Raw genomic sequence first — 12,383 nt, forward strand, 5'->3', positions numbered from 1 at the left:
TATTTTAAAAATTATAGCCTGCGCATTTTCGATGAGTTTTTGCTTTATGTGCATTTCGAGTTTGGCCGATTTTATGATAGAACCGTTTTTTTACACATCTAGCGCCCAGTTTGACGACCCTATAGAATGGCTGCAGAAAAAATTCGCATATTTCCTATTTTTTTGGATATTTTTCTGCTGGATATGTGCGATACTTGCCGCAAAGTTAAAAGATTTTGGTAAGCTCACGGATTTTTTCGTCAATCTATTTTTGCCTACCGTAGCGGTTTTAATTATATCGCCCCTTGTCGGGATAGCGATTGCTATGATGTTTAGGTGGTGCGGAGGTGATTTAATAATCAGCATTTGCGCAGCTTATATCCTTGCTTTGCTAGTCGTGAATAGGGTCTTAAAGCAGATTTATCCGTCCAAGTCCTAGCGCGCGAAATTTTAAAATTTAGCGCAGAGCTTTGCCGAGAAATTCTCACCTGCCGCCGCGATAATTGTTTTGTGCCTATTTTGCATAAGTGCTTCATTCTTGGCGGCGACATAGGTAGAATTTTGATAAAATTTATTGCCAGCGTTTCGGGCACTCCCGGCTCGAAAGCTTTTTATAATCATAGTCCTGTGCTAAAATTTTAAGGAAAAATTATGGAAAATATCTACATCATAGGCGATGTGCATGGCTGCTACAAGTCGCTTTTAGCTTTGATAGAGCAGCTGCCGCATAAATTTGATAGTAAAATTTGCTTCGTGGGCGATCTGATCGACCGAGGCCCTGCGAGCTCGGATGTGGTTGAGCTAGTGCGCACTCGCGGATATGACGCGGTGATGGGCAATCACGAAAAGCGCTTTGTGAGCAACGCAAAAACTGCCCTAAGGTGCGCAAAGACGGGCAAATTTACGAGCTCAAATGACCTCTACGCATTTTTTAGCCTGGATGAAAGCTGGCTATTTAATAACGGCGGTGAGGCGACGCTAGCGTCGTATTATCGTCACGGAGGCGTGAAACAATGCAAGGAGCATCTGCGGTTTGTCTCGCGGCTGCCGATTTACTTGGAGTATGATTTGCGTGATGAAAGCGGTCGCGCCCTCGTCGTGTCGCACTCCGCAGTAGGTCGCGCGTGGGGGATTAGACACGATGCAGAGCGTGCGAAAAGCTTCGCCGCTCATGTGCTAAGCGGGCGCGGAGATGATAGCGCGAATGATGGAATTTTTAACGTCTACGGGCACACGCCGGTAAAAAAGCCCGTAATTACAGAATTTAGCGCAAATATCGATCTGGGCTGCGTTTATAAAAAGCACTGGGGCGAGAAGGCGAGGCTTTGCGCGCTGGAGTTTCCCTCAAAGAGAATTTTCACGCAAGAATGCATAGATTTTTGAGTTTGTATCAGACCCATGCAGATTAAAATTTAAATTTAAGCGGGCTGTTTGAAGGCGAAATTTTAGAATTTAAAGGCGCGTTCTTGCAGCTCCCGTCGCGCAGTCAGGTCGCGTGAAATTTCAAATAATATCCCTTAGCTTGCGCGCTTCATACATCCACGCCTCAAGCTCATCCCAGCGCTCGCCCTCAATCATCCCCACGCAAAGATCTAGCTCGTTTTTAAAAGCGTCGATCGCGCCTAGTAGGTTTGTGCGGTTTTGCTTAAAAATATCGACCCACATCTGCGGCGAGCTCTTGGCGATACGGCTCATGCCCGAAAAGCTACCACCGGCTAAATTTATGATGTTGCGGCGATTTTCCTCTTTTAGCACGCTGTTTACGAGCGAGTAGCTGATCGCATGCGGCAGGTGCGAGATGAGCGCCACGTGGTGATCGTGGCTTTTTGCGTCCATAAATACGATCTTCATCCCCGCGAACGAAAAAATTTCGACCGCTCGTTTGATATGCACTTCATCTGCGCCGTGATCGTCGCAGATGACGACTACTGCGCCGTTTAAAAGCTCTTTAAACGCTGCTTGCGGGCCGGAGTTTTCGGTACCAGCCATTGGGTGAGCTGCGATGAAATTTCGTCTGATCTGCGGCGGGCAGCTTTGCAAAATTTTAAATTTCGTGCTTCCCAGATCGATGATTGTCGTCTCGCTTCTGCAGTCGCTTAGTTTTTGCAACGTCTCAATAATTGCCTCCACGGGGATTGCAAGAAAGATCGCGTCGCAGCTTTGCTTCATTTGCTCTAGGCTTAAAATTTCATGCACGAGCCCAAGTCTCAGAGCTTCTTTTTCGTTTTCGCGGCTGATGTCGCAGCCATAGACGGCGCTAATTATTTTGGTGCTTTTTAGACATAGCCCAAGAGAGCCGCCGATGAGACCCAAGCCGATAATTCCTATCTTCATAAAATTCCTTTTTGATATATGTAAGTTTTAATTTTAATGTGGTATTATACGCAAATTATTTTCGTTTTTAGGTAAAATTTTATGAAAAAAAGCGTTTTTTTACTCTTAGTAGGCGGGATTTCCGTGGCGTGCGCCGCGCAGATCAAATCCATTAAATTTGAAGGTCTTAGACATCTCTCTCCACAGGTCGCACAGCAAATTTCGGGGCTTAAGGTAGGCGATGAGCTTAACGGCGAAAACACCAATGCTGCGATCTCAAAGCTATTTGAGCAGGGCTATTTCAGCGACGTTTATATCAGCGAACAAGGCGGCGCGGTCACTATCAACGTAACCGAAAAACCGACTATCGCTAAGGTCGAGATCAAAAACGTAGTGACCAATGATCGCGATAAGATAAATGAGCTCATCGGCTTGCGTCCGGGTCAGGTTTACGATGAGGTGGCTGCTAAAAAAGCGGAGACCCGCATCAAGCAATACTACGAAGTCAAGGGCTTTTTCGACACCGTGGTGGAATTTTATCCAAAGCCGATAAACGACGATAAATCGGTCATCTTGCTAACGATCGAGGTAAATCGCGGCGAAAATATCATCATCGATAAGGTAAATTTAGTAGGCGCGGACAAGCTAGACTATGATGATATAGAGCCATCCGTCGCCAATAAAGAACGCGAGATGCTGGGCTGGATGTGGGGCTTTAACGACGGCAAGGTAAAAACCGCCGAGCTTCCTAACGACGCAAATAGAATTCAAGAAGAATATTATAAAAAAGGCTACTTAGACGCGCAGGTTTCGGCGCCGCTACTTAATGCCGATATGGATAATTACACTGCCGATCTTACCTACTACATCAGTGAGGGCGAGCAATACACCGTAAGCTCTGTAGATATCGAGTATCCTGCAGATATAATCAAGCTTGATAAAGAAAAGGTTTTGGACGATTTTAAGCTTCAAAAGGGCGATACAATGAATTCAGAGCGTTTGCGCCGCGATATGAATACGCTAGAGACTTTAGTCGCGGATCAGGGATACGCCTATGTGCGCATCGTGCCTAAGACTAAGCAGGACAAAGAAGCTCGCACGGTCGCTATCACGTATCAAGTCATCCCGGAGGATAAAGTCTATATTAGAAACGTAACGATCTCGGGTAACGATAAGACCGAGGATAAGGTCATTCGCCGCGAGATGTATCTGACCGAGGGAAATTTATATAGCAAAACCGATTACAACGATTCGTTAAATTCTTTAAAACGCACGGGATATTTCGATGAGGTGGAGATTAAAGAAAACCGCGTTTCTAACGATCAGATCGATCTTGAAGTCGCAGTTAAAGAAGCTCCTACAGGCTCTATCACTGGCGGTATCGGATATGGCAGCGAGGATGGAATTTTACTTAGCGGCGGTATCAGTGATCGTAACGTATTTGGCACCGGCCTTCACGGCGCATTCTCGGTTGAAAAGAGCGACGATCAGTTAAGCGGACGCTTGAGCTTAACCAATCCTAGAGTATTTGATTCTGAGTATAGCTTAGGCGGATCGATCTTTGCCAACGATTACGACTGGGACGACTACGATGAGAAATCTTACGGATTTTCAATCACGGGCGGTCGCAAGATCGGGCGCAATACCGATGTAAGCCTTACATATTATCTAGAAAAAAGCGAGATTAAGGGCTTAAACGAATATTACGCCAAAGCAGGCTATCTAGATGGTAAGAATTTAAAAAGCTCGATTATCCCGTCTATTACATACAACAGCACCGATGATTATTACTTGCCAAGAAGCGGTATGATCGCAAGTGCTAGCTTAGAATACGCGGGTCTTGGCGGCGATATGGACTACACCAAGGCGCGAGGATCATTTAACTACTACTTTGGCTTGCGAGATTATATCGATCACGACATTATCTTTAGATACAAAGCTGCAACGGGCTATATGTGGGAAGGTAATAAAAAGATCCCGATCAACGAAAAGCTATTCCTAGGCGGAATGAAAAGCATTAGAGGCTACGAAGGTCGCAGTATCCCGAAAAAAGAGATCTGCTTAAATGCAAATAATTGCCGCTATATCGAGACGGGCGGTATGCAGAGCTTCAATAACTCCTTTGAGCTAAGCTTTCCGGTAGTTGATAGGCTTAAAATGCGCTTCGTAACGTTTTTTGACTACGGAATGATCGGCGATCATGACTGGAATGAGGAGGAGCGCTACAGCACGGGTGCTGGTATCGAGTGGATGACGCCGATGGGGCCTTTGCAACTATACTTCGTCAAGCCGCTTAATAAAAAACCGCACGACGATACAAATAGCTTCGAATTTAGCATCGGCGCTAGATTTAATTAAACGCGACGACTTGCGAACGCTGTGGCGTGCGTAGAATTTTCTACCGCACGCCTTAAAATTTAGTAACGCTGCAATTTTGACTTTTCTTGTCGCGCTAATTTGCAGCCGAATTATTGTAAGCGGGTTGAGCTAAATTTTAATTGGAATTCCGCTCGGCTTAGGATAAAAATTTAAACGCATAGCTTACTTGGGACTTTTTAAAGTTTTAGTTATCAAGATAGTTTAAAATTCCATTCGTATGGTAAAATTTTAAGCACAAGAGTTCTAAAAAATCAATACAAGCCATTTGCATACTTTAAAGAAATTCTAATATTGAAATTTTAAAGATTACGATATAGACGATAAACGCCGCTTTATCGCGCGCGGAATTTCACTGCATAGGATTTAGCGCGCCACCAAATTTTAAAGCTCATAAATTTTGAGATTCTAAAATCGCGAGAATTTAAAATTTTAAATCGCCTCGTAAATCGCTAAACATTTGCGTTAAATTTTGTCTCGCTTTACCGATAATTTAAGTTAAGCTTGTAAAATCGCGCTCTAAAATCATATCAAAGGCTCTTTTATGCGTAGAAATGGCAATGGAACGAAGCTTAAAATTTTAATATTTCTTATTATAATATGCGCTTTGGTTTATGGAATCTTTAGAATTTTTACCTCGCCGAAATTTGAAAAAAATCCTCCGCAAATTGCGCTGGAAAATGAAATTTATTGGAATTTAACCTCGCCTTTAAAGATTAAAATTTCAGACGATACCGGCATTAAGCTTGTTCGCGTTAACTTAAATGACGGAGCCAGCACGATACCGCTACTAAATGAGGAGCTGAACGTTCCGCAAACGACGCTAGAGCTTGCCGTGCAATTTCCTAAAAATTTGATGCTTAATAAAGATAAAAACTACAAGCTCGAGGTTTTTGCAAACGACATTAGCTCGTGGAATTTTGCGCAAGGAAATAAGAGCGTAAAAACGGCAAATATAATAATAGATGACAAAAAGCCCCTCATAAATATCATCAATCAATCCTATAAAATCACTAAAGGCGGTAGCGCTGTAGTCGTATTTTCGGCAAAAGATGAGCGCCTAAACGAAGTCTATGTCAAAACCAACTATGGCAAAATTTTTAAAGCGATTCCTTTTGTAAAAGAGGGCTATTATGCGTCTCTCGTAGCGTGGCCTGCAAATTTAGAGGAATTTCGCGCAGAAGCGGTCGCCACCGATCGTGCAGGCAACGAAAGCATTTCGCAGATAAAATATTTTTATCAAGACAAAAAATATAAAGTCTCTACTATCAAGCTAAATCCGGGCTTCATTAACGGCAAAGTAAGTGATCTGGCTAGCCAATATGCGCAGAATTTTAACTCGATGAGCGATTTGGAGAAATTTAAATTCGTAAACGAAACTCTGCGTAAGAAAAATGGAGATGATCTGCACGCTGCTACTAGCGCGGTGCACGAGGATAAAATAAATGGATTTGAGCTAAAGCCTTTTTATCCGCTTGCTAAAGGCGCAGCGGTAGCAAGCTTTGCCGATCATCGGATATTTTTTATGAACGACGAACAAGTAAGCGAGTCATGGCATATGGGGCTCGATCTAGCAAGCGTCGCAAACGCCGATATCAAAGAGAGCAACTACGGCAAGGTAGTTTTTGCGCAGGAAAACGGAATTTTCGGATTAAATTTAGGAATTTACTACGGCTTCGGCTTATACGGCATATACGGACACTGCTCGGCGACGCAGTTAAGCGTCGGCAGCGACGTAAAGCCGGGCGACATTCTAGCGCAAACGGGTTCAAGCGGCTTTGCTTTCGGAGATCATCTGCATTTTGGCATCGTAGTTCAGGGTGTGGACGTAAGACCCGAGGAATGGATGGATCCTAAGTGGATGAAAGATAACATTACCGACGTCTTAGAATCGTCCAAAAAAGTAATAGAAAAAGGTAAGTAAATTTTAAAATTTTCGCTATAATGCGCGGGTTAATGAAAACGAGGATAGAAATGAGACAGACAACGATAGCTAAGAAAGTCCATAACGTCGGCATCGGGCTACACAAAGGTGAGCCTATCAGACTTACGTTAGAGCCTTTAGAGGCGGGCAGTGGAATCGTATTTTATAGAAGTGATCTTGGCGTTAGTTTTAAAGCCGAGCCGAAAAACGTCATAAATACGCAAATGGCGACCGTCGTAGGAAATGAGAAGGGCTATATATCAACAATAGAGCATCTAATGAGCGCCATTAATGCCTATGGTATCGATAATATCCGTATCATCGTCGATGCTAATGAAATTCCCGTGATGGACGGAAGCTCCGCGAGCTTTTGTATGCTTTTGGACGAAGCGGGAGTAAGAGAGCTTGACGCGAATAAAAAAGCCCTCATAATCAAGCGTGTCGTGGAGATTCGCGAGGGCGATAAGCTAGTGCGCCTAAGCCCGAGCAAGAGCCCGAAATTTGATTATACAATTAAATTTAGCCATCCGCTCATCGGTACTCAGCACCATGTTTTTGAATTTAGCAAAAAAGCCTATCTTAAAGAAATTTCGCGCGCCAGAACTTTTGGGTTTTTGAAAGATGTGCAAGCGCTGCGCTCTATGGGGCTAGCTCTAGGCGGCAGCTTGGAAAATGCCGTCGTAATCGATGAGAATAAAATTTTAAATCCCGAAGGTTTGCGCTTTGAAAATGAGTTTGTCCGCCATAAAATTTTAGATGCGATCGGCGATCTTGCGCTCGTGGGCGCTCCGATTTTGGGCGATTATACGGCGTTTGCGGGAAGCCACGATCTAAATCATAAACTCACTTTGGCAGTCCTTGCCGATGCTAAAAATTTCGAGCTCGCTGACCTTACCGCCGAGATCGTACGCGAATATCAAAAAGTCTTTGCTTAAGGCTGCAAAATCAAAGAGGTTGAAATTCTAATTGCCGCTCTTAGCTCTCCATGCCTGATCGGCGTGTATGAAAACGGCGCTAAGATAGCGGAATTTACAAGCGCCGAAGGCGAAAAAGCCGATAACTTCCTGATCTGCAAATTTAGCGAAATTCTAAAAACTTATAAAATCAAAGAGCTCATCTACGCAAACACTCCCGGCAGTTTCATGGGCATGAAGGTAAGCTATGTCATCTTGCGCACGCTTAGCATCGCTCTTGATGTGCCTCTGCGCGCGATCAGCGGCTTTGAGCTAAGCGGCTTCGGGCCGATCAGAGCAAATAAAAACTTCAGCTACGTTTATGAGCGCGGTGAAATCAGGATGAAAAAATGCGCCCCCGCCGCGCTATCTTTGCCGCAGGATTTATCGGTTTTAAATAAAAGCGATGATATACTTCCAAATTACATCATAGAAGCGGTTTAGGAGAGAGCTTGATTATAAGAATTCCTGCGACGAGCGCAAATTTAGGCCCAGGTTTCGACGCGCTAGGCCTTAGCTTAGGGCTGTTTAACGAAGTAGAGATTACCGAGCAGAAGTTTTTTTGCGTATCGCTTAGCGGCGAGGGCAGCGACAGAGCGTGGCTTAAGAAGGGCAACGCTTTTTTGAATATTTTCAATGAAATTTACAGAAAACTAGGTGGCGGGCAAGAGTTAAATTTTAAATTCGCCTTTCACAACAACATCCCGTTTTCGCGCGGGCTGGGTAGCAGTTCGGCCGTGATCGTAGGCGCCATTGCAAGCGCTTATAAAATTTGCGGTTTTGAGATCGATCGCGCTAAAATTTTAAACACGGCGCTAGAATATGAAAACCATCCGGATAATATCGCGCCCGCAACGCTCGGCGGCTTTGTCAGCAGCGTCGTGGATGGCAAGATGGTTCGCACGCAAAAATGCGAAATTTCGCAAGATCTGCAAGCCGTCGTCGTTATCCCCGATACGCCGATGCCTACGAATGAATCGCGGGGCAAGCTGCCTAAGAGTTTTTCGATCAAAGATTGCGTTAGCAACCTCTCGCACGCGGCGTTTCTAACCGCTTGCTTTATGCGACGCGACTACGACAGCTTGCGCTACGCCTGTATCGACAAGATGCACGAGCAGATGCGCATGGGCGTGCTTCCGCAGCTTTTTGGGGTGCGCGAGATCGCCTATGATAACGGCGCGCTTATGAGCTCGCTCTCCGGTAGCGGCTCAAGCTTTTTAAATTTAGCCTATAGATCCGACGCTGCAAAGCTTAAAGCCTGCCTTAGCGAAAATTTTAAAAACTTCCGCGTCGAAATTTTAGAGATCGACAACGGCGGCTTTAATATTGACTAAGAAAAATAAAGATATAATCGCATGAGCGAACCGATTAGGATGTGCGTTATTTGCAAGGGGCGCTTCGCCAAACGCGAGCTCCACGCCTTTTTGCAAAATTTTAAAAATATAAGCTCAAACAGACAATTTTATATTTGCGACGGTTGCATAAATCAAAAAGAGAAAATTTCAAAATATCTATCTAAATTTGCGTCTAGTGCAGATTTGGGACATATCAAGGAGAGGGTTTTAAATGGGTGTTCTGATTAAAGATATCGCGGATGAGCTTGGATACGCAAGCAAAGAGATAATCGAAAAAGCGCAGGAGATGGGCTTTAAAAAGGTAAAAACCGCGTCGAATAAAGTAAGCGAGGAAGAAGCTGCCGCTATTTACGATTATATCCAGACGGGAATTTTGCCGGGGAAAAAGTCAAAGCCTGCGAAAAAAAGCTCCGAAAAAGCGCAAGAAGACGAGAATAGGCCCGCTAAAAAACAGAGCGAAACTAAAAGAACCGCTAAAAAAGAGAGCCCTAAAAAGGCGGAAAGCTTAAAAGCTTCCGAATCCAAAGAGTCCGCGCAAAGCGCCAAAGAACCTAGCAACGAAAAAGCGCGTACACAAGAGCCTGAGGCAAAAACCGAAAAATCCCAAAATCAAAAAGAAGAAATTTCCTCCACTGCGCAAGATAAAGAGGATAAGCAAAACGCCGCTTCAAAGCCTGCTCCGGTGCAGATAAACAGCGGCGATAGTATCGCTAGCGAGAGCTTGCAAAAGCGCCGCGGTCTAGTCATAGTCAAAAAGAAAAAGGAAGTTCAAGCTCCGGCGGCACAAGATAGAACCGAGCCTAGGCGCGAAAAGATGAGCGCGAGCTTGGAGGCGATCTTCTCAAACGCTGAACTAAATTTGAAAAAGAAAAAGATCGAAAAGAAAAAAGCTCCCGCGGCTAAAAAAGAAGACGCCCTTAAAATCGACATCATTCCTGATCACGAGATGGCGGATATCGTCATTGAGGACGAAGACGTCGTGGTAATGCCCGATTTCACCGTCAAACCAATTCAGACCGAAAATCGCACCAAAAGTAAAAACCAACCTAATATTTATCGCGCCTCGCAGAATCAAATTTTTAGCAGCGAAGGCGGTATAAGTCGCGGCGGTCGCAAAAAGCATAAAAAAGCCCCTCGCGAGCAGGGTAGCGAAATCGTAAGCTCGGTAAATATCCCAAAAGAGATCCGCGTCTATGAGTTCGCCGATAAGATCAAAAAGCAGCCTAGCGAGATCATCGGCAAGCTATTTGCGCTTGGGATGATGACGACGAAAAACGACTTTTTGGACGAGGACGCGATAGAAATTTTAGCAAGCGAATTCGGTATCGAAGTAAATATCATCGATGAGGCGCAGGAGTTTGACTATATCAAGGCTTACGAGGACAGCGAAGGCGAAGAAAATTTAATCGCTAGAGCGCCTGTCATTACCATAATGGGACACGTTGATCACGGCAAAACGAGCCTGCTCGATTATATCCGAAACTCTCGCGTAGCAAGCGGCGAAGCGGGCGGCATCACGCAGCACGTAGGCGCGTATATGGTCGAGAAAAACGGCAGAAAGATTACCTTTATAGACACTCCGGGTCACGAGGCCTTTACTTCGATGCGCGCGCGCGGAGCCGAGGTTACCGATATCGTAATCATCGTAGTGGCCGCAGACGACGGCGTCAAGCCTCAGACCAAGGAGGCTATAGCGCACGCCAAGGCCGCAAACGTTCCGATCATCATCGCGATAAATAAAATGGACAAGCCTAATGCTAATCCAGATCTCGTAAAAACTGGGCTTGCAGAGCTTGACATCATGCCTACCGAGTGGGGCGGCAGCTACGAGTTCGTGCCGATCTCCGCAAAAACGGGCGAGGGAATTGAAAATTTATTAGAGATCGTGCTTTTGCAAGCCGATCTTTTGGAGCTCAAAGCAGATCCTAGCAAGCAGGCTAAAGCAACCATCATCGAAAGCTCCCTTCAAAAAGGGCGCGGCGCCGTTGCCACCGTCATCGTGCAAAACGGCACCCTACGCGTCGGAGACACCGTCGTAGCGGGCATCGCGTACGGCAAGGTGCGCGCGCTTAGCGACGATAAGGGCAGGGCGCTAAAGCAAATTTTACCGGGCGAATGCGGCGTCATCATAGGTCTTAGCGAGGTTCCGGGCGCGGGCGAGACGCTGATCGGCGTTTCAAGCGATAAGGAAGCGCGCGAGTATGCGAGTAAAATTTACGAGCATCAGCGCCAAAAAGAGCTTAGCAAATCGACCAAGGTCACTATCGACGAGCTAAGCGCCAAGATCGCCGAAGGCTCGCTAAAAAGCCTACCCGTGATTGTCAAGGCCGACGTCGCGGGCTCGCTGGAGGCTATCAAAGCAAGCCTTGAGAAGCTCCGCAACGATGAGGTCAAGGTAGATATCATCCACAGCGGCATCGGCGGTATCACGCAAAACGACATCGCCTTAGCAAGCGCTAGCGAAAACTGCGTGATCTTGGGCTTCAACGTCCGTCCTACGGGCGAGATCAAAGAGCTTGCCAAGGAGCGCGGCGCGCAGATTAAGACCTACAACGTCATCTACAATCTCATCGACGATATCAAGGCGCTTTTGGGCGGCCTTATGAGCCCGATCATCAGCGAGGAGGCCTTGGGCCAGGCCGAGATCCGCCAGGTCATCAACGTGCCTAAGATCGGGCAGATCGCGGGCTGCATGGTTACCGACGGGCTCATCGCTCGCGGCGCGAAGATCCGCGTCATCAGAGAGGGCGTCATCGTTTTCGAGGGCAACGTCAGCTCGCTCAAGCGCTTCAAAGACGACGCCAAGGAAGTCGCCAAAGGCTTCGAATGCGGCGTAGGCATCGAGGGCTACGACGATATGCGCGTGGGCGATTTTATCGAAAGCTACAAGCAAAAAGAGGAGCAGGCTACGATAGACTAATGCTCGCGAAATTCCGCGTGGGCATTGGCTTCGTTTGCACGGCTTTGCGGCTAAATTTTAAGCCTCGATCGCGCTTTGAAATTTTATGCTCGCAGAATTTGGGCGTGAAATTTCGTCTTTTAAATTTAGTGACGGAATGCGCGAGCAAGGCTTTAAATTTTGTCGGTTTCTGCGCGAGGCTTTGTCGCGTAGCGTCAGTTTTGAAATTTTAATGTTTGGATTTTTTTACGGCGCAGCTTTGCGATCAAATTTTATTTTATGCCGCTTACAGGTTGCGAATTTTCCGCGCGACTTAAATTTTAAATTTAATCGTAAAGTTGAAATTTAAAAGCGGCAAAATTTAGATTTCGCGCAGCATCGAAGCGCTTTTAAAATTTAAGATAAATTTCGAAACAGTGCAGTGTGCGGCAAAACAGCAACGCGGAGGACGGCGCTGTGCAAGCGGCGCAAAATCAGGCCGCAACGGCGCGAGGTTTTGTAGCGGCGCTAAGACGGCAGCGGTATAGATAGCGCCGTGGCGAGCAGAATACGGCGTAGAATAGCACCGCGTCTTGGCGCGGAAA

Annotated in this window: 9 protein-coding genes; 8 read left to right on the forward strand and 1 reads right to left on the reverse strand. The window is 45.9% G+C overall.

Translation table 11 applies throughout. From position 1 onward, the window contains the following. Positions 1-630 precede the first annotated feature (630 nt). A complete protein-coding gene (locus Q0413_RS04535) occupies positions 631-1,362 on the forward strand; it encodes a metallophosphoesterase (protein ID WP_298987742.1) in 732 nt (243 codons plus the stop codon). A gap of 120 nt (positions 1,363-1,482) precedes the next feature. Here Q0413_RS04535 and Q0413_RS04540 read toward each other — a convergent pair whose 3' ends face one another. Continuing rightward, positions 1,483-2,313 (reverse strand): prephenate dehydrogenase, encoded by an 831-nt coding sequence (locus Q0413_RS04540; RefSeq protein WP_298987743.1) that lies wholly within the window; start codon positions 2,311-2,313, stop codon positions 1,483-1,485. Between the two features lie 81 nt (positions 2,314-2,394). Here Q0413_RS04540 and bamA point away from each other — a divergent pair, with 81 nt between their 5' ends. From bamA to infB, 7 genes are all read left to right on the forward strand, one after another. Next, positions 2,395-4,650 (forward strand): outer membrane protein assembly factor BamA, encoded by a 2,256-nt coding sequence (gene bamA / locus Q0413_RS04545; protein WP_291935735.1) that lies wholly within the window; start codon positions 2,395-2,397, stop codon positions 4,648-4,650. Between the two features lie 562 nt (positions 4,651-5,212). Next, entirely contained in the window at positions 5,213-6,592 is a 1,380-nt protein-coding gene (locus tag Q0413_RS04550) for a M23 family metallopeptidase (RefSeq protein WP_291935738.1), read from the forward strand. A gap of 50 nt (positions 6,593-6,642) precedes the next feature. Continuing rightward, positions 6,643-7,527 carry a UDP-3-O-acyl-N-acetylglucosamine deacetylase gene (gene lpxC / locus Q0413_RS04555; protein ID WP_298987745.1) on the forward strand — a complete coding sequence of 295 codons (885 nt, stop codon included), beginning with the start codon at positions 6,643-6,645 and terminating at the stop codon, positions 7,525-7,527. Positions 7,528-7,590: 63 nt separating this feature from the next. Next, complete coding sequence (locus Q0413_RS04560) at positions 7,591-7,989, forward strand: glycoprotease (RefSeq protein WP_298987746.1); 399 nt, start codon at positions 7,591-7,593, stop codon at positions 7,987-7,989. Positions 7,990-7,997: 8 nt separating this feature from the next. Next, entirely contained in the window at positions 7,998-8,879 is an 882-nt protein-coding gene (gene thrB / locus Q0413_RS04565) for a homoserine kinase (protein WP_298987747.1), read from the forward strand. A gap of 21 nt (positions 8,880-8,900) precedes the next feature. Continuing rightward, positions 8,901-9,128 (forward strand): hypothetical protein, encoded by a 228-nt coding sequence (locus Q0413_RS04570; protein ID WP_040304108.1) that lies wholly within the window; start codon positions 8,901-8,903, stop codon positions 9,126-9,128. Further along, positions 9,112-11,820 (forward strand): translation initiation factor IF-2, encoded by a 2,709-nt coding sequence (infB, locus tag Q0413_RS04575; RefSeq protein ID WP_298987749.1) that lies wholly within the window; start codon positions 9,112-9,114, stop codon positions 11,818-11,820. The genes Q0413_RS04570 and infB overlap by 17 nt, the downstream gene beginning before the upstream one ends. The last annotated feature ends 563 nt before the right edge of the window (positions 11,821-12,383 follow it).

Source organism: uncultured Campylobacter sp., from assembly GCF_938045465.1.
Taxonomy (GTDB): domain Bacteria; phylum Campylobacterota; class Campylobacteria; order Campylobacterales; family Campylobacteraceae; genus Campylobacter_B.